Consider the following 24,324-nt stretch of genomic DNA (forward strand, 5'->3'; position numbering starts at 1 on the left):
GTATATTCGCCGGCCAGGAGGTCCTGACCGTGCGTACACACCGGGCGGAACGCCGTCGACGGGCCGGTGGGGGCCCCGCCCCCCCCCCGCCAGGGGGGGGGGGCGCCCGCGGCCGGGCCCCGGCCGTCGGGATCAGGCTCCCCAGCGCAGGGCGACGGTGTCGCCCACGTTGATCACCTTCTCGCGCAGGGCCCCGGCGAAGGAAGAGCCGTCGACGCTGACCTTCCAGGTGTTCGTACCGCTGTTGGCCTTGCCGTTGAGGGCGGTGATCGCGCCGGTGCCGGACGACGGGGTCACGCTCGTGACGCAGCCGGCCGGGGTGGCGCCGCCCGTCGCGGCGGCCAGGACGGCGCCGAGGGTCGTCGTCGTGCCCGTCGGCGTGAAGGCCACCGAGCACACCTTGAGGTTCCCGGCCCCGTCGTCGACGGTCAGCGCCAGCCTGGTGGCGGTGCCCGACGTGAAGCCGGACTGGGCGACCCACTGCGTGGCCCCGGAGGTGACCGGGACCGGAGGCGCGGCCGTGAAGCCGCCGCCGGCCACCGCGCGCAGGGAGTCGATCGAGGCGTAGGCGGAGGGCACGGTGTCGGCGGGCTTGTACTTGAAGCCGCCGGCCGGGTTGTACTGGTTCGCGATCAGGAAGTCGACCGGGGTCTTGCCGAGACCGGTGAGGAAGTCCCCGGTCTGCGGGTTGATGCCACAGGCGTTGAGGCCGGAGACCCCCCAGCCGTTGGAGCTGGTGTTCACCCCGTACAGGGAGTTGAAGGCGCCGGAATTGTTGACCAGCTTGCCCTTGAGGAAGGTCTTCGCCTGGACGACGTCCGCGTCGGTGTTCGGAACGCCGGAGACGCAGAGGGCGGCCATGGCGGCGCCCGTCATGTCGACGTCGCTCGCGGTGTTGAGGGCGGTCGGGTCGCCCTCGACCTTCTGGTACGTCCAGCCGCCGTCGTTGTGCTGGTTCGCGCGGATGCGGGCGACCAGCGCGTCCGTGAGCGACTGGGGGACGCGGACGGTACCGGCCTGGGTCTTGGCGCCGCGCAGCGCGAGGGCCGCGAAGACGGTGCCGTTGAAGTTCGAGGACGGACCGAAGTAGCCCGGCTCGGCCGTCTGCCAGTACGAGTAGACGTGCGCGATCAGGTTGCGCGAGGCGGAGACGCGGGCCGGGTCGATGCCCGCCGCGTACGCGTTGAGCGTGCCGCGCTCGTAGTCGGTCACCACCGGGGACGCGGACGGCCAGCCGGACGTGGACAGCAGGTTGCGGTACACGGTCCGGGCGTTCTTGGTGGTGTCGCCGCCCGGGGCGACGTCGACGACGGCGGTGCCGGCGGCGGCGAAGGCGCCGAACGCCCACTCGTTGGACAGACCGGACCCGGCGTAGGAACCGTCGGCCGCCTGGAGGGACTTGAGGTAGGCGACCCCGTTGGTCTTGGAGGTGGCTATCTGCGCGGGCGTCGAGGTCGCGAAGGCGGGCAGCGTGGCGAGGGCGAGGGCGCCGAGGGCCGCGGGGACCGCGAGCGCGATCCGGCGTGACGTGCGGGGACGGGACATGGCCTGCTCCTGGAGTCGGCGGACGCCGGCCGCACCGGTGCACGCCGGGCGTCGCCGTGCGGAGGCACGGCCGGGCGTGGCCGGGGGAGCCGCCGTCCGAAACGCGTGGTACGGCTTCCTGTACTGCATCGCCGTATGGGCATTCGGGCTCGGAGACGGCTCCGCCGTCCCACACCGCTGCGCGTCAGCTCCGGGTTCGCACCGGATTCCCCCATGTGGCAGCCCAGGACGCTACCCGAGCGATCAAGGGTCCGCCACCCACTCGGAGACGGCGCGGACCGCGTGCCTCCCCGCGCCCCGGAGTGAGACGCACGGCACCTTGACGCCCCGCTCGGATCCGTGTTGCACTCCGCCTGATAAGCATTCAGCCCCAGGGGAAGCCGGTCGAATTCCGGCGCTGACCCGCAACCGTAGACCCGGCTCGTCCCGGGTGAGCCGGAATGCCTGGGGCCCGGATCGAGTACGAAGGAACGCCGTCGCGGACTACGGCGTGGTCATCGCCGCCTCCCCACGGCATCACAGCCGTGCGGGTCGCATCGCCACGCACGCAGCCGCCCGGCAGAGACGAGGGGCCGCGGTGGGGACCGAACAGCAGGCGAAGCGGGGGGCGAGAGCGAGACGGCGACTGCTGTCCCTCCTGACCGCCTCCTTCGTGACACTCGGCGCCGGAGTGGTCTTCCTCACGACCGCCCCGCCGGCCGAGGCCGACCCCATCGACCGGTGCACCCGCACGACCGGCGCCATCGTCGCCGTCGACTTCGGCCGCTGGGGCGGCCCGGTGGTGCGCGGCTGCGACACCACGCCCACGACCGGCTACGAACTGCTCCACTCGGCCGGTTTCACCACGACGGGAACGGGCCACGACGGCCCCGCCTTCCTCTGCCGCATCGGCAACAAGGCCTTCGCCAAGGGCAGGGAGTACCCCACTCCGGCCGAGGAGGACTGCGTCCTCACCCCGCAGGCCACCGCCTACTGGTCGTACTGGATCGCCTCGCCCGGCCAGCGGAAGTGGACCTACAGCCCGCTGGGCGCCATGTCCCGCACCCTCAAGCCGGGCGACGTGGACGCCTGGGTCTTCGGCGCCACCGACATCGGAGGCACCAGGGGCAGGCCCTCGTTCACGCCCGACGAGGTCCGCGCGGAGGGCGGCGACCCGCCGGCCCCGGGCGACCCGGCCCCGCCGAACGTGCCCCCGGGCACCGTCGACGTGCCCGCCGCGACCCGCTGGCTCGCCGACCGGCTGACGAACGGACAGCGCGTCGTCGACGAGGGCGCCACCGACCCCAACTACCTCGCCACCACCGAGGTCGCCTACGCGCTGGCCGCGGCCGACGGCGAGGGCCCCGCCGCCCGGCGGATCGCCGACTTCCTCGGCAGGCCCGAGCACACCGGGGCCTACGCCTACCCGGCCGGGAAGGACCAGGCCCCGGACGCCACCGCCGCCGCCCGCCTCGCGCTCGTCGCCGAGGCCACCGGCAAGGACCCCCGCGCCTTCGGCGGCCACGACCTGCTCGGCGACCTCGTGGCGAACGTCTGCCACAGCGGTGCCGACGCGCCGCAGCCCGTCCCCGGCTGCGCGACCAGGGGCGACTTCCGCACCACCGGACAGACCGAGGGCCAGGCACTGGCCGTCATCGCCCTGCTGAGCGGCGGAGTGACCCCGCCCGCCGACTCCGTCACCCGCCTCGCCCGACTCCAGTGCGACGACGGCGGGTTCCCCAGCTTCCTGATCCTCGACGGCCAGGTGTGCGAGAGCGAGCCCGGCACCACCGCCCTCGTCGCGCTCGCCCTCCAGCGGGCCGGCGGCCACCTCCCCGTGGTGACCAGGGCCCGGTCCTCGCTCAAGAAGGCCCAGTTCCCGACGGGTGCCTGGCCCGCCGCCTCCTACAGCACGCCGGGCAGCGCCCACGCCACCGGCTGGGTCGCCCAGACCCTGCGGGCCCTCGGCGACCGGGGCCACGCGGACGCGGGCCTCTCCTGGCTCTCCCGGCAGCAGCTCCCCGGCGGCGGCTTCGCCTTCGAGGAGGGCACCGAGGACCCGCTGCTCTACGCCACCACCGCGGCCGTCGTCGCGGGCGCGAAGAGCGACCTGGTGGCGCTGACCACCGAGGAGCCCGAGCCGCCCACGCCCACCACCCCTCCCACGACACCCCCCACCACCCCGCCGACCACCACCCCTCCGACCGGCCCCCCGGCCGGTGAGGGACCGGACCTGAGGAAGGGGTCGGCCTACCTCGCGGGCCGACTGGTCCAGGGCCGCTACTACGAGTCCACCCGGGGCTTCGCGGAGTACGGCCTGACCATCGACGGCGCCTACGCGCTCGCCGCCACCGGCCACGACAACACCACCCTGCGCAACATCGTCGACTTCCTCGACAAGGGCGGCAAGGACGGCACGGGCCGCGGCGTCCACGACTGGACCAAGGCCGGGACGAAGTACGCGGGCGGCGGGTTCATCGGCAAGGCGGCGGTGCTCGCCGAGTCCGTGGGCCGCGACCCCCGGAACTTCGGCGGACGGGACCTGATCGCCGCGCTCGCCGAGGGCGTCTGCCCGGCCGCGACCCCGAACGAGCCCAGGAAGTGCGCGGCCAAGGGCAACTACACCTACGCGACCTCCGTCTTCTCCCAGTCCCTGGGCGTCATCGCCCAGGTCCGGGCGGGCGAGACGGCCGCCGCGGCCGAGCCGATCTCCTACCTCAAGAGCCTCCAGGACCCCGCGACGGGCGCCTGGCCCAGCCTCATCGGCGAGAAGAGCGGCCTGGAGGTCGACTCCACCGCCATGGCCGCGATGACCGTGGACCTGCTCCCCGACGCCGCCTCGCAGGCGGCCGTCGACAAGGCCCTCGCCTGGCTGGCCGCCCGGCAGCTCCCCGACGGCGGCTTCCCCGGCGCCTCCGGCAACTCCGTCAACTCCGCGGCCCTCGCGATCCAGGGCCTGTCGCTGGACGCCGACACGTACGCCGTCCCCCTCGCGAAGGCCCGGAAGTTCCTGCTCTCGCAGCAGAACAAGGACGGCGGCTTCAACGTCGCCAAGGGCGGCCAGCCCGGCTCCGACGTCCGCGCCTCCGCGCAGGCCGTCGGCGGAGCCACCGGCATCTCCTTCGGCGTGCTGACCCGCGACCTGAGCGGCACCACGGCCCAGCCGGTCCCGAGCCCGACCGGATCCCCCTCCGCCCCCGCCATCGTCACCACGGGCGACGAAGCCGGCGGTTCCTCCTCCACCGGGGGCCCGGCCTCCGGCACCGGCGGCAGCCTCGCCGCCACCGGATCCCGGGTCACCGGCCTCGCCGCCGCGGCCGTGGCGCTCGTTCTCGCCGGCTGGGGCACGGTCCACCTCGCCCGCCGCCGCCGTGAGACCTCGGGAGGCCCGGCATGAGCGTCCGACGATGGATACGCGCCCTCGGCCGCACGACGGCCGCGCTGGGGCTGACGGTGGCGGCCCTCGCCGTCACCGCCGCCCCGGCCGGGGCCGCCCCGCAGCCGATGGGGCAGTGCACCACCTCCTCCGGAGTCGTCCTCGCCGTCGACTTCAGCCACTGGGGCGGTCCCGTCTACCGCTCCTGCGGCACGACCCCCACCACCGGGTACGAGCTCCTCAACCAGGGCGGCTGGGCCACGACCGGCACCGGGCACGACGGCCCCGCGTTCATCTGCCGGATCGGCTACAGCGGCCACCAGGGCGGCAAGCAGTACCCGACGCCCCGGCAGGACGACTGCGTCCTCACCCCGCCGGCCTCCGCGTACTGGTCGTACTGGCACGCGAACCCGGGCCAGAACACCTGGGAGTACAGCCAGCTCGGCGCGATGCTCTACAAGCCGAAGCCCGGCAGCGTCGACCTGTGGATCTTCGGCGGCACCGACATCGAGGGCACCCGCGGGCGCCCGACCGTCACCCCCGACCAGCTGCGCGCCCACAACACCCGGCCGAAGGGCGGGCCCGCCCCGAAGGACACCCGGACCGCGGCCCCGCCGCCGCCCGGCACCGACACCGGACCCGCCCCCGAGAACCCGCCCGCCCCGGCGCCGCCCACGACGAAGGCACCGGCCGTCCCCCCGGCCCCGAAGAGCCCCACCGCCCCGGCGACCCCCTCCCCGAGCCCGTCGAAGAGCGCCCCGCCCACCCCCTCCCCGAGCACCTCGACGACCGGCACCCCGGCCGCCGCCTCCGGGCCCCGGGTGGTCGACGCGGCGCCCGCCGCGGACGCCGCCCACGACGCGGGCTCGTACGTGCCCGCCGTCGTCACCGGGGTCCTGGGCCTGCTGATCGGCGCCGCCGCCGTGTTCGCGGCCAAGCGCCGCCGTCGTACGGAGTAGCCGCGTGCCCCGCACCACCGCGGCGGCGGTCCAGCCGTCCGCGCCCGGCCCCGCGCCGGACGCGGGCGGCCGCCGTCTGCCCCGCACCCTGCACCCCGTCGCCTGGTGGATCTGGGCCCTGGCGCTCGCCACCGCCGTCAGCCGCACCAACAACCCGCTGCTGCTCTTCCTCGTCCTCGCGGTCCTCGGATACGTCATCAGCATGCGCCGCACCGAGGCCCCCTGGGCGCGCGGCTTCACGTACTACCTCTACCTCGCCCTCACCGTCGTGGCGATCCGCGTGGTCTTCCGGGCGATCTTCGCCACCGGCATCACGCCCCGCGACCACTTCCTCTTCTCCCTGCCGCACATCCCCACACCGGACTGGTACGCGGGCATCCAGATCGGCGGCCCGGTCTCCCTGGAGGCGCTGCTCTCCGCCGCCACCGACGGACTGCGGCTCGCCTGCATGCTCTGCTGCATCGGCGCAGCCAACACCCTCGCCAACCCCAAACGGGCCCTGCGCGTGCTGCCGGGCGCCCTCTACGAACTCGGCGTGGCCGTCACCGTCTCCATCAGCGTCGCGCCCCAACTGGTCCAGAGCGTCCAGCGCGTGCACCGGGCACGGCGACTGCGCGCCGGACGCACCAAGGGCCTGCGCGCCCTGCGCGGCATCGTCGTCCCCGTCCTGGAGGACGCCCTCGAACGCTCCCTGCGCCTCGCCGCCGCCATGGACTCCCGCGGCTACGGGCGCGCCGGAACGGCCACCCGCCGCTCCCGGCGCACGACCGGCGCCCTCATGCTGCTCGGCATGTGCGGCCTGTGCGCGGGGGCGTACGGGCTCCTCGACGCCACCGCCCCCACCCTCCTCGGCTTCCCGGCCCTGGCGGCCGGCGGCCTGCTGTGCGTGGCCGGACTCCGCCTCGGCGGGCGCCGCGTCACCCGCACCACCTACCGGCCCGACCCCTGGAAGGCCGCCGAGTGGGCCGTCGCCGGCTGCGGCGTCCTCTCGGCCGTCCTCCTCTTCGGCAACGCGGGCTTCGACGCCGCCGAACTCAACCCCTCCCTCTACCCGCTGAGCTGGCCCACCCTGCCCCTGGTGCCGGCCGCCGCGATCCTCCTGGCGGGAACCGCGGGATTCCTGTCCCCGCCCCCGAGCCAGCCCGTCCGCCCGGCCGTCCCGGCACAGCGCACCAAGGAAACCGAGTGATCACCTTCGACCAGGTCACCGTCCGGTACGAGGACACGGCCGAACCCGTCCTGCGGGACGTCGACCTGACCGTGGAGGAGGGCGAACTCTGCCTCGTCGTCGGCCACACCGGCGTCGGCAAGTCGACCCTCCTCGGCGCGGTCAACGGCCTCGTCCCGCACTTCACCGGCGGCACCCTGTACGGCCGGGTGACGGTCGACGGCCGGGACACCGCCGAGCATCCGCCGCGCGAACTCGCCGACGTCGTGGGCGTCGTCGGGCAGGACCCCCTCGACGGCTTCGTCACCGACACCGTCGAGGAGGAACTCGCCTACACCATGGAACAGCTGGCGGTCCCCCCGGCGACCATGCGCAAGCGGGTGGAGGAGACCCTCGACCTGCTCGGCCTGGCCGACCTGCGCCACCGCGCCCTGCACGAGCTCTCCGGCGGGCAGCAGCAGCGCGTCGCCATCGGCTCCGTGCTCACCGCCCACCCCCGGATCCTCGTCCTCGACGAGCCGACCTCCGCGCTCGACCCGACTGCCGCCGAGGAGGTGCTCGCCGCCGTCACCCGGCTCGTCCACGACCTCGGCGTCACCGTGCTCCTCGCCGAGCACCGCCTGGAGCGGGTGGTGCAGTACGCCGACCGGGTCCTCCACCTGCCCGGCGACGGACGGGTGGTCTCCGGGCCGCCGGCCGAGGTCTTCCGCACGACGTCCGTCGCCCCGCCCGTCGTCGAACTCGGCCGCGCCGCCGGCTGGTCCCCGCTCCCGCTCTCCGTCCGCGACGCCCGGCGGGCGGCGGCCCCCCTCCGCACCCGGCTGGGCGGCGTCACCCCTCCGCCGGTGCGGCCCGCCCCCGGCACCGATCGCGCCGCCCTCCTCACCGCCCGCGGCGTCACCGTGACGTACCAGGGCGTGCCGGCGGTCCGCGAGGTCGACCTCGACCTGCGCGGCGGCGAGATCACGGCCCTGATGGGCCGCAACGGCTCCGGGAAGTCCTCCCTGCTCTGGGCCCTCCAGGGCTCCGGCCCCCGCAAGGCCGGATCCGTCTCCGTCGGGGGACCGGACGGGCCCGGGAAGCGGGACCCCCGGAAGCTTCCGGCGGCCGAGGCCCGGCGGCTCGTCGGCCTGGTGCCGCAGACCCCCACGGACCTGCTCTACCTGGAGAGCGTGAAGCAGGAACTCGACCAGGCCGACGCCGAGTCCGGGGTCGCGGCCGACGGCGTCCCGGCCCGCGCCCTCCTGGACCGGCTTGCACCCGGCATCCCCGACACCACCCATCCGCGCGACCTGTCCGAGGGACAGAAGCTGGCCCTCGTCCTGGCGATCCAACTCGCCGCCGCGCCACGGGTCCTGCTCCTCGACGAGCCCACGCGCGGCCTCGACTACCGGGCCAAGGGCGAGCTGATCGACATCGTGGACGCCCTCGCCGCCGAGGGCCGCTCCGTCGTCGTCTCCACCCACGACGTGGAGTTCGTCGCCCGCGCGGCCGACCGGGTCGTCGTCATGGCGGAGGGCGACGTCGTCGCCGACGGACCCACCACCGAGGTCATCGTCGCCTCGCCCGTCTTCGCCCCCCAGACCGCGAAGATCCTGGCGCCCCTGCCCTTCCTCACGGTGGACCAGCTGACGGCCGTACTCGACGCCGACGCCGACGCCGACCTCGACGGAACGGACCCGGCCCCATGAGCACGTCCACCGCCGCCATCCGCATCCGCGCCCGGGCCGGAGCCGTCATCGCGATGGCGGCCTTCCTCGGCGTCGTCGCCTTCTTCTGGCCGTTCCTCGTCGCGCCCGGCAAGTTCGGCTCGCACTACGCCCCGCCGCTGATCTTCGGCGTGCTCCTGGTGATCGTGCTCTGCGTGGTGATCTCCGAGATCGCCGAGGGCGGCATCGACTCCAAGGCGCTGGCCATGCTGGGGGTCCTCTCCGCGGTCAACGCCGCCATCCGCCCCCTCGGCGCGGGCACGGCCGGGATCGAGACGGTGTTCTTCGTCCTCGTGCTCGCGGGCCGGGTCTACGGCCCCGGCTTCGGCTTCACCCTGGGCTGCACGTCCCTGTTCGCCTCGGCCCTCATCACCGGCGGCGTCGGCCCCTGGATGCCGTACCAGATGTTCGGCTGCGCCTTCGTCGGCATGCTCGCGGGCTTCCTGCCGAAGGCCACGGGGCGCCGTGAGGTCGCCCTGCTCGCGGTGTACGGCTCGCTCTCCGGCTACCTCTTCGGCTTCCTCCTGAACCTCTCCTTCTGGCCGTTCTCGCTCGATCCGAACAGCTCCATCGCCTATCTCCCGGGGCTCCCGTTCACCGAGCAGTTCCAGCGGTACCTGGCCTTCGACCTGGCCACCTCCCTCGGCTGGGACACGGGCCGAGCCGTCACCAACTTCGTCTGCGTCGTCCTCGCGGGACCGGCGGTCCTCACGGTCTTCCGCCGGGCCGCCCGCAAGGCCCGCTTCCAGGCCCCGGTCCGTTTCTCCCCCCGGCCCCTCCGGAAGGAGGAGGACGCCCCGAAACCGCGGGCCGACCGGGCGTAGGCCTCATGCGTCGCCGTCGCCGTCGCCGTCGCCGTCGTCGTCGTCGCCGTCGTCGGAGTGGGGGCGCAGCAGATAGGTGTCCATGATCCATCCGTGGCGTTCCCTGGCCTCCGCCCGCGCGCGGCGGATCTCGTCGGCGACCTCGGACAGCAGGCCCGAGATCAGGATCTCGTCGGGCGTGCCGATGTAGGCGCCCCAGTAGATCCACGTGGTGTCACCGGCGATGTGCCGGAAGGACTCGTGGGCGTCGAGCATCACGACGATGTCGCCGTCGGCGTTGCCGGCCGTCTCGGGGAGCCGCCGCCCGGGCGTGACGTGGATCGGCCGGCCGACCCGGTTCAGACCGATGCGGTGGCGCGCCGCGAGGGCGGAGACGCTGCTGATCCCCGGGACCACGTCGTACGTGAACGCCACGTTCCCCCGGGCCGTGATGTCCTCCAGGATCGCCAGCGTGCTGTCGTACAGGGACGGGTCGCCCCACACCAGGAACGCCCCGCGCTGCCCGGGAGCCGTCTCGTCGCGGATCAGCCGCTCGCAGACGTCGGCGCGCCGACGGCGCCAGTCGTGGACGGCTTCCGCGTACGGGACGGACTCCTCCTGGGAGCGGTCGCGCCACGGGTCCTCCGCCTCGACGACCCGGTAGGGCCCGGTGACGTGCTCGTCGAGCATGTCCCGCCGGAGGCGTACGAGGGAGGACTTCTCCCGGCCCTTGTCGAGGACGAAGAACACGTCGGTCCGGCGCATGGCCTTCACCGCCGCGAGCGTCAACTGGTCGGGGTCCCCGGATCCGATGCCGATGACCGTGAGATGCCTGGGGGTGTCGCTCGACGTCATGGTGCTCCTTGGTCGTTTCCGTCGTGGAACGGGTCCGCCGGCCGTGCGCCGGGGTTGCGGGCGGTCGGCGGGGTCCGGGCCCGGCGCTCGACGCCCGTGGGCGCGGAGACCGCCGCTCCGGTCGTGACCGCGCACGGCCGGGGCGGCGGTCCGCCCGGTCAGGACAGGCCGGGCAGCGGTACGTCGAGGACGGGGACGGGGCGCGGGGTGCCGTCGGCGTCGACGGCGACGAAGGTCAGGAAGGCGGTCGCCACCTCGGTGGCGGGGCCGGTGCTGTTCCAGCGCTCGGAGGTCACCCGGACCCCGACGGTCATCGACGTCCGCCCGGCCCGTTCGAGGCCGGCCTCGACGCTGAGCAGGTCTCCGGCCCGCACGGGGGCGAGGAAGGTCATCCGGTCGACGGAGACGGTGACGGCCGGGCCGTCGGCGTGCCGCCCGGCGGCCGCCGCCGCGGCGTCGTCGATGAGCTTCATCATCACGCCGCCGTGGATGGTGCCGTAGAGGTTGGTGTCGTGCTCGCTCATGATGTGGGCGAGGACGACCCGGGAGTCGTCCGGCGTCTTGGCGGGACGGGCGGCGGGAACGGGGCTGGTGACGGTGGGATCGGCCACGTCAACTCTCCTTCGCGAGTCGCGGCGGGGCTGTTCCGCGCGCACGGGGTGTGGGCGCGCGGGCGGCGGGCAGGTCTTCGGACTCGCGGGCGCGCCCACCGGACCGGTCCGGAGGACACCTACTGGCCGTCGCTTCCCAGCCCCTTCCCGGGGCCAGTGCGTATGACGGCGGTCGTTCCCGCTCACCGCTGCGGGGCAGTCCCGGATTCCCACCGGGTTCCCTCTTGCGACGCATCCCGCCTGGCGGACGGGGGCGAACCAGCTGCGCGACCAGCCTACGCCGCACTCCGACGGGGTCGTTCCGCGCGTCGCCGCCGGCCGGGCGGGGAGTCCGTACCCCTCGCCCGACGCCCCTGATCCGAGGCCGGGCCACGCCCTCCCGGCCCGGCCGGGGCCCGTGCGGACGAGCCTTGGCGGAAGGCTCCGACTGGCTCGAACCGCACCCCATGTACGGCAGCGGGCCTGTACGTTGCTGGGGAGAAGAGGCGGGGCGACGTGAGGGGCGGGTGGGGGCTTTGCTGACCGAGGCTTTGACCGCGTTGGCCGCGGCGGGCGGCGGGGCGGTGGTCCAGGCCGCCGGCACCGACGCCTGGCACGCGGTGCGGCAGCGGGTCGCCGAACTGTTCGGCCGCGGTGACGCGGAGCGGGGGCGGGCCGAACTGGAGCGGCTGGACCGGACGGCCCGGGCGCTCGAGCCGGGCGCCGCCACGGATCCGGACCGGGAGCTGTCGCGCCAGGAAGGGGTGTGGCAGGAGCGGTTCGAGGTCCTGCTCGCATCCCTCGACGCGGGGGACCGGGAGCGGGCGGTCCGGGACCTGCGCGCCCTGTCGGCCCTCGTCGCCGACCCGGAGGCCGACACGGCCCTGGCGACCGGGAACGCGCTGGCGCGGGACGGCGGCAGCGCCGTGACCGGGGTGAGGCGGTCGGGCGACGGGCGCGCCGCACGAGCCGTGAACACCGGGGACGCGGAGGCCGTCGGCGCGGGGTCCAGCGCGGTCAGCGGCATCGTGACCGAGTAGACGGCCGGGACCTCGGTATGGCCAGGTGGCGATGGAGCAGAGGGCACGATCCCGGCACGCACACCCCGGCCGGGGGCACGGAGGGCGGCGTCACCCCCGCACAGCGGGTGACGGGCAGCGGGAACGCGAGCGCGACGCACGGCGGCATCGCCGTCACGGGCATCTACCACGCCCATTCCGGCGTGGTGCTCCCGCCGGAGGCGGTGCGGCCCGTGTCCGAGGTCAAGGCCCGGCCCGGACTGGACAACCCGCCGTACCGCACCACCCGCTTCGTGGGGCGCACCGCCGAACTCGACCGCCTCGACGCCGCCATGAAGAGGAACGGCGGCGTGGGGCTCCATGCCGTGCACGGACTCGGCGGGGTCGGCAAGAGCACGCTGGTCGCGCACTGGGCGGCCACCCGGGCCCGCAGGCACCGTCTCGCGCCCGTCCGGTGGATGTCCGCCGACAGCGCGGCGGGCGTGGAACGGGGCCTGGCCGCCCTCGCCACCGCCCTGCAGCCCGCCGTCTCCAAGGCGCTGACGGTGGAAGCCCTGGCCGAGAACGGGATGCAGTGGCTGGCCACGCACAGCGGCTGGCTGCTCGTCCTGGACAACGTCAACCACGTCGCCGACATCGCCCCGCTCCTGGCCCGCCTGCCCCACGGGCGTTTTCTCGTCACCAGCAGGCTCGCCACGGTGTGGCACGACGCCGGCGAGGTCATCCGGCTCGACGTCCTGCGACCGGACGAATCGCTGGCCCTGCTCACCCGCATCGCGACCGTCGGCGGCGGCCGGGACCTCTCCGGAGCGGCCGAACTCTGCGCGGACCTGGGCCATCTCCCCCTGGCCGTCGAACAGGCCGCCGCCTACCTCGCCCAGAACCCCCTGCTGACCCCGGGCGCGTACCTGGGCCTGCTCCGGCGGAACCCCGGCCCGCTGTACCAGCGGGGCGGCGAGGGCTTCACCGTCCACGAACGCACCATCGCCCGCATCTGGCGCGTCACCCTGGACGACATCCGCGAACGGCGGCCGCAGGCCGCCGACATGCTGCGCACCCTGGCCTGGTACGCGCCCGACGGCATCCCCACCGGGCTCCTGGACGACGAGGACGCGCCGGCCGGGGTCGTCGACGCGATCGGCGTCCTGAACGCGTACAGCATGATCACCGTCGATCCCGCGGCGCGGGCCCTCTCCGTCCACCGGCTGGTCCAGTCCGTCGCGCGGACCTCCGACACCGACGACCCGCACCGCGCGCCCGGCCTCGTCACCGAGGCCCGGGGGCGCGCGACCGCCGCGCTGGAGGCCGTCGTCCGGCCGACCGACTGGCAGGACCCCGCCACCTGGCCGACCGGCCGCACCCTGCTCCCGCACATGGACGCCCTGGCCGGCCATACGCCGCCGTCCGCCGACACCGGCACCACGGCACGGCTCCTCGACCACACCGGCGTGTTCCTCATCAGCCAGGGACTCGCGGCCAGGGCCACCGAGCACCTCCGCCGGTCCCTCGACCACCACGAGCGGGAACTCGGCCACGACGACATCCACACGCTCGCCTGCCGCCACAACCTGGCGCACGCCCACGAGGCGTCGGGACACGTCGAACGGGCCATCCCCCTGTACGAGCGGGCCCTGCGCGACGAGGAACGCGTGCTGGGGGCGACGCACCGGCTCACCCTCGCCAGCCGCAACAACCTCGCCGACGCCTACCGGGCCGCGGGCGACGAGGACAAGGCGCTCGCCCTGCTCGGGGACGATCCCGCGTCCGCGTACGGCTCGTTCCCCGACTCGTCCACCGGCCCGTCCGAGGACGACGGGGACCTCTCCGCCCTCACCGCGCGCAACACCCTCGCCCGTACGTGGCGGGCGGCGGGACGACACGACGAGGCCGTCCGCCTGTACGAGGAGAACCTCGGCGCCTGCGTCCGCGCGTTCGGCGGGGACCACCACCTCACCCTGGTGACGCGGAACAACCTGACGGCCGCGCGCACGGCGTCGGAGGACCCGCGCGAGACCGTCCGCCTCTTCGAGGGGATCCTCGGGGACATGGAACGCGTCCTGGGCGAGGAGCACCCCGACACCCTCCTCGCACGGGGCAACCTGGCGGGCGCGTACCGGGAGGCCGGTGAACCCGGCCGGTCCGTCGCGCTGTTCGACGAGGTGCTGCCGGTCATGGAGCGCGTGCTCGGCGAGGACCACGGCACGACCCGCGCGGCCCGCGTCGCCCTCGCCCTCGCCTGCCGGGCGGCCGGCGACCCGGACCGGGCGCTGCGCCTCGCCGCTCCTCGACCGGAGCCGCCGGCCGGTGGCGGGACCCCGGCGGCGTTCCGCACGGACCGCACCGGTCCCGGTGGGGCGGCGGCCGGGGACGAGGGGCGCCCCGACACCCGCGGCGCCGACATCGGTTACGGACTCCTGGCCGTCGGCGACGCGGACCGGGCCGTTCCGCTGTTCGAGCGGGCCGTCCGCGACCGCCGGCTGGACGAGGACGACCCCGGCTCGCTCACCGTCCGCCACAACCTGGCGGTGGCCCACCTCATGGCGGGCGCTCCCGAGCGGGCCCTCCCCCTTTTCGAAGAGGTCCTCCGGGTACGGGAACGCTCGCTGGGCGAGGACCATCCCGACACCCTCACCAGTCTCAGGCACCTCGCCGACACCCACCGCGAGGCGGGCGACTTCGACCGGGCCGTCCCGCTGTACGAGAGGACGTTCCGCGCGCGGTCCCGGGTCCTCGGCGCGCACCACGAGGACACCCTCGCCGTTCTCGGCATGCTCGCGTACACCCACCGGCTCGCGGGCCGGCCCGACCGGGCCGCGCCCCTCTTCGAGCAGGCACTCCACGGGCGGGAGCAGGCGCACGGCCCCCACCACCCCGAGACGTTGGCCCTCCGCAACAATCTCGCCGGGACGTACCGGGACGCGGGCGACCTCCCCCGGGCCGTACTGCTCCACGAGGAGAACGCCGCCGCGTGCGCCCGCGCCCTCGGGGACGACCACGCGCACACCCTCGTCACCCGCCACAACCTGGCGGTCGTCCAGGCCTCCTCCGGGGACTTCGGCCGTGCCCTCCCCCTGCTCGGGGACACGTTCGAGCGGCAGCGGACGTTCCTGGGCGAGGACCATCCCGACACCCTCGCCACCCGGTTGAGTCTGGCCGGCATGTGCCAGGCGGTCGGACTGCGGCGCCGGGCCCGGCGCCTGTACAAGCGGACCTTCCTCATGTGCCGTCGCGCCCTCGGCGAGAACCACCCCTTGACGCGAGAAGCGCGCGAGCGCCTGATGTCCGCCAAGCGGGCCGGGCGCGGACGCTGAGCGACCCGGGCCGCCGGGCCGCGAACGTCGCCTGCCCGATCCTCTTCGCCGTCTGCGAGCGCGACTCCGTCGCACCGCCGGGACCCACCCAGAAGTACGCGGCCCGCGCGCCCAGGGGCGAGATCAAGCTCTACGACGCCGGCCACTTCGACGTCTACGTGGGCGAGGACTTCGAGCGCAACGTCACCGACCAGCTGGCCTTCCTCACCCGTCACGTGCCCGTCGCCTGAGCGCGCCACCCCCTCCACCGAAGGGTCCACCATGCCCCGCTACCACCTCGCAGGCCGCACCGTGCTGATCACCGGCTCCACCGGCGGCCTCGGCACGGCCCTCGCACGCGCCCTGCGCGACCGCGGCGCCCACCTCGCCCTCCTCGACCTCCTCGACCTCGACGGCGACCTCGCGCAACGCCGGGCCGCCGACCTCGGGCCGGAGACGGTCGCGCGGGGCCGGGCCGCCGACGTACGCGACCTCGACGGCCTCAGGGCGGCGGCCGACGCGGCCGCCGACCACTTCGGCCGCCTCGACGTCGTCGTCGCCAACGCCGGGGTCCGGGCGCTGTGCGACGCCACCCGGCTCGAACCGCGGCACGAGGGCGTGGGCGTGGGCAGCGCCCACCCGACGTTCTTCAGGACCCCGATGATGGACGACGTCCACGCCGACGCCGCCGGCACCACGCTCTGGGGCGGCAACCGGGCCGGACTGTGGAAGATGATCCCCCTGGAGCAGGTCGTCGACGCCGTCGTGACCGGGATCGAGCGCCGTTCCCCGATGATCGTCGCACCGCGCCGCAACGCGCTGCCCGCCCGCATACCCGGTCTCGTCCGCCCGCTGGTCGACCGGATCGGCTTCCGCGGCACCACCGTCCCCGACGCCATCACTCGGGTCACCGGGACCGGGTGGATCACCCGGCGCTGAGACACACGGACGGCCGCGACGCCTCTCCTTCCCTCTCCTGTCCTCTCCTCGCTTCTCGCGGTCCGGCGGACGGGGCCGGACACGCCCTAGGACGAGGCGGACCGCTGCGGGGAGCGGAGCACGAGCAGGGTGATCTCGCTGGGGGCGAAGACGCGGAAGGGCGGGCCCCAGAAGCCGGTGCCGCGACTGGTGTAGAGGAGGGTGCGCGCGCCGTGGCGGCTGAGACCGGCGACGGCCGGCTGGTCGAGGCGGACCAGATGGTGGAAGGGCCAGATCTGGCCGCCGTGGGTGTGGCCCGAGAGCTGGAGGTCGATGCCGGCGGCCGCCGCCCGGTCGACGAACTTGGGCTGGTGGGCGAGGAGGAGGACGGGCAGACCGGGGTCGGCGCCCCGGAGGGCCCCGTCGAGGTGGGCACGGTGGCCCGCGAGGCCGGAGGACTCGGCGGTGACGTCGTCGACGCCCGCGACCACGAGGGTGTCGCCGCCGCGTTCGAGCAGCAGGTGGCGGTTGCGCAGCGGCTCCCAGCCCAGCTCGCCCATCAGGTCGACCCAGCCCTGGGCCTCGCTGTAGTACTCGTGGTTGCCGGTCACGTAGACCAGGGCCCGGGTCGCCCGCACCGTACCCAGCGGGGCGGCCTGGGCGCGGCGGCGTTCGGCCGTGCCGTCCGCGATGTCTCCGGTGTGGCAGACCAGGTCGGCCTCCAGGGCGTTCACCGTCTCGCAGACCCGTGCCGACCAGCGGGCCCGGTCGAGCGGGCCGTAGTGGGTATCGGTGATCAGGGCGACCCGGGTGCCGTCCAATCCGGCTCCCAGACGGGGGAGTTCCACGTCGAGCCGGCGCACGCGCGGCACCCGCCGGGCCTCGGCGTACCCCCAGGCGAGCAGGGCGGCGGTCGTGCCGAGGACGGCCCAGGTGACGATGCGGGCCCGGTCCTGGCCGTCGCCGACACCGGCCACGGCCAGGGCGGGCCGCAGCAGGACGCCGAGCAGGACGGACCAGGTGAACAGGACCCAGACGCCGCCCAGCAGCGTGTCGCCGACGATCGCCGCCCGGTCCCGCTGGCGCCGGCCGTGGCCGCGCGTCATCGCGAGCGGCATGCCGATCAGACCGAGGACGGACAGCGCGGTGCCGACCGCCGCGACGGGGGAGGGCCAGTGCTGACCGGTGTGCAGGAGGATCCAGCACGGCACGGTCCACAGCAGGACGGGCGCGATCAGGGGGACGTACCGCATCAGGCGTTGCAGACGGCTCCGTGACGCCTGGTGCGCCTCGCCGTCGGCGGATCGGGTGTCGCTGGTCTCGGTCACGCTCGCCCTCCTGGGGGTCCGTCCGGCGGATCGTGTACGGGGCGGGGCCGGGCGGTGGCCACGGCACGGTCGCCGTACCGGCCGTCCGCCCGGGGGTCCCGGCGCGATCCGCCGTCCACACCCCGATCCCGCTCCGGCCCGGCCGCCGGAGTCTCTCGGAGACCCCATTGTCCGCCGTCGCGGGACGGGCCGTCCGCCGGGTGCCGGTCCCGTCGGTGAGCGGGCGGCACCGGAACCGGGGGCGAGGCGCCCGGTGCGGCAGTCCTTCCGTGCCGGAACCCGCCCCGAAGCCGCCGCCGGAACTGCCGCCGAGGGGGGCGAAGGCGCCCTACCGTCCTCGTACACCCCCTTTCCACAAGGGCACACCCAGGAGGTTTCGTCATGACGTACTCGGGTCGTTCCGCCGTCGGCGGTGCCGCGGCGGCAGCCGCCGCGGCCGCGCTCCTTCTCGGCGGATCGGGCACGGCGGCCGCGCAGCCGTCGTCGCCCAAGCCGCAGCAGATCAGCTCGGCGCAGTTGCGGGCGCACCTCACCGAGGCCGTCGCGCAGGAGCGCCTCGCCGCCGACTGCCTTCCGGTCTGCGCCGGACAGATCGTGTAGCGGACGCGACGGACCGACGAGGAGGTGGAGATGAGCACCGCGGACCGTTCCGGGAAGAGCAGGACCTGGTGCCCGAGCGGCAGACCCGACGCGCCGGAGGCGGTGGTGCTGGGCGTCCGCTCCGGGCGGGACGGCGAGGTCGTGTACCTCGCCGACCCTGTGCCGGCCCGGGACGTCCTCCCGGTCGTCCCGAAGGACGTCGAGCCGACCCGGGTACTGCGCTTCGCGTCGCACTGCGTCAGCGAGTGCCTGCACCGCAGGGGCAACGACTGCACCCTGGTGGAGCGGGTGGCGGCCACGCCGGCGGACGAGGACCGGAACGTGCCGCGGTGCCATCTGCGGGCCCACTGCAAGTGGTGGGCGCAGATCGGCGTGGACGGCTGCCGCCGGTGCCCGGCCGTGGCGACCACCGTCGTGGAGGGCGACGACCTGGGCGCGCTGGTCGCCGACCCCGCCACCACCCGCGAGCAGCTGGAGGAGTGGATGGCGCGGGCCGAACCCGCGTACCGGTAGCCGCTTCCCGGGGCGCGGCCCCCGGAGGGTTTCCTTCAGCGGCCCAAGGGGTCGCCGTCGGCGCCGTCGTCCCGGCCGAACAGCGCCGCGTGACCGCCGTGGTGCAGCGGCGTGTCCAGCCGCGGGCGGGCCGTCTCCCGGCCCGTCCGCGCGTCGAAGAGGTGCACCTCCCCGTGGCCGCCCCGGGTCACGGCCACCCAGTCGGCGCCCGGTGAGGCGGCCACCGCGCGGCGCTGGACGCCCTCCCAGGGCGTGCCGCCGCGCCTCGGGGCGCCGGACATGGCGGGGAGGGGGACGCGGCGGAGGGCGCCGGCGTCGCCCAGGAACACCAGTTCGTCGCCGTCGGGGTGGACGCGGGTGAAGGCGGCGCGGTCGCGGGCGAGGGCCAGCCGGAAGACCAGGCCGGGGCCGAGTTCGGTGAGGAGCGTACGGCCCGTCCCCAGGTCGTGGCGCCACGCCCGGTTGGTCCAGTCCGGCCATCGCAGCGGGTCCGGGTCGCCGCCGCGCAGCGTGCTCCAGAGGGCCCGCCGGCGGGTGTCGAGGCGGAGGTACCAGCCCCGGGCGGGCGATTCCCAGGGGATCACCGGTCCGGCCACGAGCCCGTCGCCCTTCCTCCGTGCCGTGTGCACCCCCGCGCCCGTCGCCGCGAACACCCGCCCAGAGCCGGGGTCCTGGGCGTCGCCGTGCCCGTCGTCCGGCAGCGGAAGCAGCGCGTGCGGCGTGACCACCGGGCAGCCGGGCGGCGCGGCCAGCAGGTCCGCGAACCGGTGGACGGCCAGCGCGCCGGGCTCCCGGTGCCGCAGGACGACGAGCGGATCGCCGTCGCCCAGTACCGTCACGCCCGGTTCGCCGACGCGCGTGCGCACCCGGGCGGTCTCCCCGGTGGCCAGGTCGACGACCGTCAGCAGGTCCGACCACGGCTCGCCGTTCCTCCCCAGACCGGTGGTGACGGCCAGCCGGAGCCCGGACGGGTCGCAGGCGAGGTGCTCGGCCGGGACGGCCACCGGGATCGCGCGTTCCACCAGCTCCTCGCCGAAGGGATCGAGCACCAGGAGCTCTCCCCGGCGGTCGTCGACGCAGGCCACCCGTCCCCCCGGCAGCGCCAGGAACCCGGCGTGCTCGGAGAGATGACGTCCGGTGAGGCGTCCCGTGACCGTGCCGTCCGGCACGGACAGCGCGTACACGGCTCCGTCCACGTGGTCGGAGACGAGCAGTGCGGCAGCGGTCATGGGGTCCTCCGATGGTCTGTTTAGTGAAAACGATTATCATGTATGTTCGGTGCGTTCCAGGTTTCCGAAGAAGAAGCGAGGGCGTCGATGCCGCACGCACCGTCGAGATTCGTCCGTAGTTGGCTCACCGCGGCAGTGGTGGGCTCCGTCCTGGTCGGCTGCGGCTCGTCGGCCGGCGGGCCCGCGAGCGACAAGGCCGGACCGTCCCAGGGGAAGTCCGGGTCCGCCACGGGGGCCGGGGGCGCCGCCACCGTCGAACCCATCAGGGCGACGACCGAGTTGACCGACGTGAACGGCGTCGAGGTCGCCCCGGGGAAGAAGCCGGAGCGCATCGTCTGCCTGTTCGCGCTCTGCGACGACATCCTGACCGAACTCGGCATCGTCCCGACCGCCACCAACAGCGCCCTGCTCGCCCACCCCGGTTTCCTGGGGAAGGAGCGGGCCGGAAAGGTCGCCGTCGTCCCGGGCGGGTTCATCGCACCGGAGGTGGAGGCGATCCTCTCCCACGAGCCCGACCTCGTGATCGGCCTGGGGGACACCCACGGCAAGCTCGCCCCCGCCCTGAAGGGCGCCACCACGTTCTGGCCGATGCAGCCCGAGACCTGGGAGGACAGCGTCGGGTACCTGCGCGACGCCGCCGCCCTCACCGGCCGCACCGCCGAGGGGGAGAAGGCCGAGAAGGCCTTCCGGACCAAGCTCGCCGAGGCGCGGAGGACCCCGAGCGACAAGACCGCCCTCGTCATCTACGGAAACGACGAGAACTTCGGCGTCGCGACTCCCGAGGGCGACGTGACCGCCAGCCTGTTCCCCGCGATCGCCGACTACCCGTGGAAGTCCCGTGGCGTGGAAGGCAGTTACAGCCTCGAAGAGATCCTCGCCCGGGGCGTCGACGTGCTGTTCGTCGAGACGATGAGCTTCGGCGACGCGAACGGCAAGCTGTCGGAGAAACTGGCGAAGAACCCCCTCTGGAGCAAGATCCCGGCGGTCCGTGACGGCCACGTCCACGAGGTGGACCCGGAGGTGTGGGCCAAGGGACGCGGCACCCGTTCGCTGGGCATCGTCCTCGACGAGGCCACGGCCGCGCTGCGGTGAGGACGCCCTCCCCGGCGCCCGCCGCGCCGGACCGTACGGCGGACCGCGCCGGAGCCGGCACGGCGGGCGCCGGACCGCGGACCGCTCCCCGCGCGCGGCTCTGGCAGCCCCTCCTGGTGGTCGCGGCGCTGACCGCGGCGGCGCTCTGCGCCCTCTGCCTCGGCACCCCCCAGGTCCCGCCGCACCGGCTCCCCGCCGCGCTGCTGGACGGGGACGCCACGCTCGCCGGGATCGTGGTCACCGAACTCCGCGTCCCCCGGCTGGTGTTGGCGCTGATCGCCGGAGCCTGTCTGGGCGCGGCGGGACTCGTGCTCCAAGAGGCCCTCCGCAACCCCCTGGCGGTGCCGGAGATGCTGGGCGTCTCGTCCGGGGCGGCGCTGGGAGTGGCCGCCCCGCTGGTGCTGGCCCTGTCCCTGCCCGCCGTGGTCCAACCGCTGCTCGCCCTCTGCGGGGCCGCGCTCGGCGGCGTCCTCACCCTGCTCGCCGCGGGCCTCGGGCGCAGCCCGTCGGCGGTGCTGCTGACCGGCGCCGCGGTCGCGGCCGCCCTGCAGTCCGCGCTGCTCGTCCTGATGGTCATGGCCGATCAGCTCGACCTCCAGCTCATCTACCGCTATCTGTTGGGCTCCCTCTCCGCCCGGACCTCGGACGACGTCGCGGGCCCGTGGCCGTGGCTGCTCGTCGCGCTGCCCGCCCTCGTCCTGTGTGCGCCGGTGCTCTCGGTGATGCGGCTCGGCGACGAGGACGCGGAGGCGCTGGGCGTGCGCGCCCGGCGGGCGCGGCCGGCCGCGCTGGCCGTCGCCGTCGTCCTGATCGCGCCGGTCACGGCCGTGTGCGGGCCCGTCGCGTGGGTCGGCTTCCTCGCCCCGCACCTGGCCCGGTGGTTCGCCCCCGGCTCGGGAGCGGTGCGCTGGCTGCCCTGGTCCGCCGCCTGGGGCGCCGTCGTGGTGGCGGTCGCCGACATCCCCGCCCGCCTTGCGCTCGCGCCCGTGGAGACGCCGGCCGGTGCCTGGACCGCCCTCCTGGGAGTACCGGCCGGCGTCGCCCTGATGCGGTCGGGCCGCCGTGGCCGGACGACCGGACGCGCGTCGACGACGAAAGCCTTCGCCCGAGCCCGAGCCCGAGCACGAATACGAGCGAGAGCGTGAATACGAGTACGGGAACGAGTGCGAGTACGAGTGCCGCTGGGCGAGCCGCGGACGCCGGTCCCCGTCGCGGCCGACGGGGCGCCTCGCGCCGGAACGGAGGACGCGTGGTGACCCGGCGTTTCGCGGTGCTCGCCGCCCTGGCCGTGGTGTGCGCGGCGACGGAGCTGGTGGCCGGGCGCGGCATGTCCCCGGACGCGGTCTGGGACGTACTGGGCGGTGGCGGCGACGCGACGGAACGCCACATCCTCCTCCAACTGCGGGTGCCCCGCACGCTGGTGGCCCTCGGCGCGGGCGCCTGCCTCGCCGTGGCCGGTCTCGTCCTGCAGTCCGCTCTGCGCAACCCCCTCGCCGGTCCCGAGGTGACCGGTGTGACCCCGGGCGCGGTCCTCGGGGCCGTCACCGCGACGGCCCTGGGGCTCGCCGGATGGGACTCGCCCCTGGCCGTGGTGCTCGCGGCCTGCGCGGGAGGATGCGCCGGGGCGCTGCTGCTCTGGCTGCTCGCCGGCCGAGGGGACGGCGACCCGGCCCGGACCGCCGTGCACGGAGTGCTGGTGTCGGCGGTACTGGGCGGACTCACCGCCATGGTGCTGCTCGTGGAGCCGGGCGAACTCGGCAGCGTCGTGCAGTGGCTGGTGGGCACCACGGAGGGCCGGGTGTGGGAGCACTGGCACCTCCTCTGGCCCTGGGCGCTGGCCTGGGGGGCCGCGGCCTGGCTGCTCGCCGGGCCCCTGACCCTGCTGCGCTGCGGCGACGACATCGCCCTGGCCGCAGGCCTCTCCGCCCACCGGGCCCGCACCCTCGCCCTGGTGTGCGCGGTGGCGCTGACGGCCGGCGCGGTGGCCGCCGTCGGGGCACTGGGCTTCGTGGGACTGCTCGTACCGCACCTGGCCGTGGCCGTCTTCGGCGCCGACCTGCGGACGAGCCTCCCCGGCGCCGCCCTGACGGGCGCGGTCGTGGTCTGCGGGGCGGACGCCGTCGCGCAGCTCTCCTCGCGGCTGCTCGCCCTGACCCTGGACGCCGACCGGCTCACCCTGCCGGTCGGAGCGCTCACCGCCTGCCTCGGTGCCGTCCTGCTGCTGGTCGTGGTGCGCCGCGCGCCGGGCCGTACGTTCTGAAAGCCGACGGAGGACAGAGCATGACCCTGACCCGGACCATGGGGATACACGTCGAGGGGGTTCACTTCGGCTACCCCGCACGACCCGTGCTGCGGGGCGTCGACCTGACCGTACGACCGGGCGAACTGACCGCCCTCATCGGGCTCAACGGCTGCGGGAAGTCGACCCTGCTGCGGCTGGCCGCGGGGCTGCTCCGGCCGGACCGCGGGCGCGTGCTGCTCGGCGGGGAGGACCTGGCCGGGCTCTCCCGGCGCGCCACGGCGACGCGGGTGGCGCTGCTGCACCAGTCCGCGCCCGCCGTGCCGGGGATGACGGTCCGCCATCTGGTGCGCCAGGGGCGGTACGCGGCCCGCGGCCCGCTGGGCATGCTGCGGGAGGGTGACGACCCCGTCGTGCGCCGGGCGCTGCGCGACGTCGGCGTGGAACGGTGGGCCGACCGGGACGTCGACGCGCTGTCCGGGGGCGAGCGGCAGCGGGTGCGGCTCGCGATGGCGCTCGCCCAGGACACCCGCGTCCTGCTGCTCGACGAACCCACCACCTACCTGGACCTGCACCACCAGCTCGACGTGCTCAGGACGGTGGTCCGCCTGCGCGAGGAGCGCGGGCTCACCGTGGTGATGGTGCTGCACGACCTGGCCCACGCCGCCCGGTTCGCCGAGCGGGTCGTCGCCCTGCGCGAAGGGCTCGTGGTGGCCGACGGGGCGCCGAAGGAGGTCGTCACGCCGGGGCTGCTCGCGGATGTGCTGAAGGTGGCCGGCCGCGTCGGCAGGGACCCGGAGGGGGGCTGGCCGGTGTGTTACCCAGATCACCCCCTGCCCACTGTAGAAAATGAAAATCATTTCGATTAGTGTCGGTCACGGCGCTCGACCGAGCGCCGCATCTCCCTTACGAACAAGGAGAGTTCATGGACAACGAGCAGATCTTCGCCCCGATCGCCGACCCGGGTCAGCTGGCCCACGACTCGGCCTCCCACTCCAACGCGCTCGTCGAGAACCCCTTCGAGGACACCGAGGAGTAAGCGAGGGCCCACCGCCCTCGACCGTGGGCCCGCCCGCCGCATCGCGGGCGGGCCCACGCCCATGACAAGCCCT

At 74.9% G+C, this 24,324-nt stretch carries 21 protein-coding genes and 2 riboswitches; of the genes, 16 read left to right on the forward strand and 5 right to left on the reverse strand.

Annotated elements, in window-relative coordinates:
• Positions 1-132: 132 nt before the first annotated feature.
• Positions 133-1,545, reverse strand: coding sequence for a hypothetical protein (locus tag ACWGSR_RS34840; RefSeq protein ID WP_453572872.1), 1,413 nt, complete (start codon positions 1,543-1,545; stop codon positions 133-135).
• A gap of 122 nt (positions 1,546-1,667) precedes the next feature.
• A riboswitch (cobalamin riboswitch) is annotated at positions 1,668-1,795 on the reverse strand.
• 327 nt (positions 1,796-2,122) lie between these two features.
• Between ACWGSR_RS34840 and ACWGSR_RS34845 the strand changes: the two genes are divergently transcribed.
• From ACWGSR_RS34845 to ACWGSR_RS34865, 5 genes are read left to right on the forward strand one after another with little or no spacing between them, the layout of a single operon-like run.
• The gene (locus ACWGSR_RS34845; protein ID WP_453572875.1) at positions 2,123-4,921 is read left to right on the forward strand and encodes a prenyltransferase/squalene oxidase repeat-containing protein; all 2,799 of its coding nucleotides are present in this window, start codon (positions 2,123-2,125) and stop codon (positions 4,919-4,921) included.
• A complete protein-coding gene (locus ACWGSR_RS34850; protein ID WP_453572877.1) occupies positions 4,918-5,859 on the forward strand; it encodes a hypothetical protein in 942 nt (313 codons plus the stop codon). The genes ACWGSR_RS34845 and ACWGSR_RS34850 overlap by 4 nt, the downstream gene beginning before the upstream one ends.
• Positions 5,860-5,863: 4 nt before the next feature.
• Positions 5,864-7,048, forward strand: coding sequence for an energy-coupling factor transporter transmembrane component T (locus ACWGSR_RS34855; protein ID WP_453572880.1), 1,185 nt, complete (start codon positions 5,864-5,866; stop codon positions 7,046-7,048).
• Positions 7,045-8,718, forward strand: a complete 1,674-nt coding sequence (locus ACWGSR_RS34860; RefSeq protein WP_376242031.1) for an ABC transporter ATP-binding protein — start codon at positions 7,045-7,047, stop codon at positions 8,716-8,718. The genes ACWGSR_RS34855 and ACWGSR_RS34860 overlap by 4 nt, the downstream gene beginning before the upstream one ends.
• Positions 8,715-9,560: an ECF transporter S component gene (locus ACWGSR_RS34865; protein WP_453572883.1), complete on the forward strand. Its 846-nt coding sequence runs from the start codon at positions 8,715-8,717 to the stop codon at positions 9,558-9,560. The genes ACWGSR_RS34860 and ACWGSR_RS34865 overlap by 4 nt, the downstream gene beginning before the upstream one ends.
• Positions 9,561-9,563: 3 nt before the next feature.
• Here ACWGSR_RS34865 and cobF read toward each other — a convergent pair whose 3' ends face one another.
• Together cobF and ACWGSR_RS34875 are read right to left on the reverse strand one after the other, a co-directional pair.
• Positions 9,564-10,394, reverse strand: coding sequence for a precorrin-6A synthase (deacetylating) (cobF, locus tag ACWGSR_RS34870; protein WP_453572886.1), 831 nt, complete (start codon positions 10,392-10,394; stop codon positions 9,564-9,566).
• A 158-nt stretch (positions 10,395-10,552) separates the two neighbouring features.
• The gene (locus ACWGSR_RS34875) at positions 10,553-11,005 is read right to left on the reverse strand and encodes an acyl-CoA thioesterase (RefSeq protein ID WP_376242025.1); all 453 of its coding nucleotides are present in this window, start codon (positions 11,003-11,005) and stop codon (positions 10,553-10,555) included.
• 51 nt (positions 11,006-11,056) lie between these two features.
• A riboswitch (cobalamin riboswitch) is annotated at positions 11,057-11,283 on the reverse strand.
• A gap of 252 nt (positions 11,284-11,535) precedes the next feature.
• Here ACWGSR_RS34875 and ACWGSR_RS34880 point away from each other — a divergent pair.
• Genes ACWGSR_RS34880 through ACWGSR_RS34895 form a run of 4 tightly spaced genes read left to right on the forward strand, consistent with a single transcriptional unit; the run spans position 11,536 to position 16,232 of the window.
• Positions 11,536-12,024 carry a hypothetical protein gene (locus ACWGSR_RS34880; protein ID WP_376242023.1) on the forward strand — a complete coding sequence of 163 codons (489 nt, stop codon included), beginning with the start codon at positions 11,536-11,538 and terminating at the stop codon, positions 12,022-12,024.
• A 17-nt stretch (positions 12,025-12,041) separates the two neighbouring features.
• Positions 12,042-15,314, forward strand: coding sequence for a tetratricopeptide repeat protein (locus ACWGSR_RS34885; protein ID WP_453572890.1), 3,273 nt, complete (start codon positions 12,042-12,044; stop codon positions 15,312-15,314).
• Positions 15,224-15,544, forward strand: a complete 321-nt coding sequence (locus ACWGSR_RS34890; protein WP_453572893.1) for a hypothetical protein — start codon at positions 15,224-15,226, stop codon at positions 15,542-15,544. Before ACWGSR_RS34885 ends, ACWGSR_RS34890 begins: the two co-directional genes overlap by 91 nt.
• A 31-nt stretch (positions 15,545-15,575) precedes the next feature.
• The gene (locus tag ACWGSR_RS34895; protein ID WP_453572896.1) at positions 15,576-16,232 is read left to right on the forward strand and encodes an SDR family NAD(P)-dependent oxidoreductase; all 657 of its coding nucleotides are present in this window, start codon (positions 15,576-15,578) and stop codon (positions 16,230-16,232) included.
• Between the two features lie 86 nt (positions 16,233-16,318).
• Here ACWGSR_RS34895 and ACWGSR_RS34900 read toward each other — a convergent pair whose 3' ends face one another.
• Positions 16,319-17,539 (reverse strand): metallophosphoesterase, encoded by a 1,221-nt coding sequence (locus ACWGSR_RS34900; RefSeq protein WP_453572898.1) that lies wholly within the window; start codon positions 17,537-17,539, stop codon positions 16,319-16,321.
• A gap of 381 nt (positions 17,540-17,920) precedes the next feature.
• On the opposite strand from ACWGSR_RS34900, the gene ACWGSR_RS34905 reads away from it, so the two are divergent.
• Positions 17,921-18,139, forward strand: a complete 219-nt coding sequence (locus ACWGSR_RS34905; RefSeq protein WP_366374465.1) for a hypothetical protein — start codon at positions 17,921-17,923, stop codon at positions 18,137-18,139.
• Between the two features lie 30 nt (positions 18,140-18,169).
• Positions 18,170-18,652 carry a hypothetical protein gene (locus ACWGSR_RS34910; RefSeq protein WP_376242012.1) on the forward strand — a complete coding sequence of 161 codons (483 nt, stop codon included), beginning with the start codon at positions 18,170-18,172 and terminating at the stop codon, positions 18,650-18,652.
• A 35-nt stretch (positions 18,653-18,687) separates the two neighbouring features.
• Here the strand turns inward: ACWGSR_RS34910 and ACWGSR_RS34915 are convergent, their stop codons facing one another.
• Positions 18,688-19,881 (reverse strand): YncE family protein, encoded by a 1,194-nt coding sequence (locus ACWGSR_RS34915; RefSeq protein ID WP_453572902.1) that lies wholly within the window; start codon positions 19,879-19,881, stop codon positions 18,688-18,690.
• 87 nt (positions 19,882-19,968) lie between these two features.
• Here ACWGSR_RS34915 and ACWGSR_RS34920 point away from each other — a divergent pair, with 87 nt between their 5' ends.
• The 5 genes from ACWGSR_RS34920 (at position 19,969) to amiA (ending at position 24,251) form a co-directional block, all read left to right on the forward strand.
• Positions 19,969-20,973: an ABC transporter substrate-binding protein gene (locus tag ACWGSR_RS34920; RefSeq protein WP_453572905.1), complete on the forward strand. Its 1,005-nt coding sequence runs from the start codon at positions 19,969-19,971 to the stop codon at positions 20,971-20,973.
• Between the two features lie 128 nt (positions 20,974-21,101).
• Positions 21,102-22,118: a FecCD family ABC transporter permease gene (locus ACWGSR_RS34925; protein ID WP_453572931.1), complete on the forward strand. Its 1,017-nt coding sequence runs from the start codon at positions 21,102-21,104 to the stop codon at positions 22,116-22,118.
• A 107-nt stretch (positions 22,119-22,225) separates the two neighbouring features.
• Positions 22,226-23,233 (forward strand): FecCD family ABC transporter permease, encoded by a 1,008-nt coding sequence (locus ACWGSR_RS34930; RefSeq protein ID WP_453572934.1) that lies wholly within the window; start codon positions 22,226-22,228, stop codon positions 23,231-23,233.
• A gap of 20 nt (positions 23,234-23,253) precedes the next feature.
• Entirely contained in the window at positions 23,254-24,081 is an 828-nt protein-coding gene (locus ACWGSR_RS34935; RefSeq protein ID WP_376242006.1) for an ABC transporter ATP-binding protein, read from the forward strand.
• 56 nt (positions 24,082-24,137) lie between these two features.
• Positions 24,138-24,251 carry a streptamidine family RiPP gene (gene amiA / locus ACWGSR_RS34940; protein ID WP_243900507.1) on the forward strand — a complete coding sequence of 38 codons (114 nt, stop codon included), beginning with the start codon at positions 24,138-24,140 and terminating at the stop codon, positions 24,249-24,251.
• Positions 24,252-24,324 lie beyond the last annotated feature (73 nt).

Source organism: Streptomyces sp. NPDC055632 (assembly GCF_053618675.1).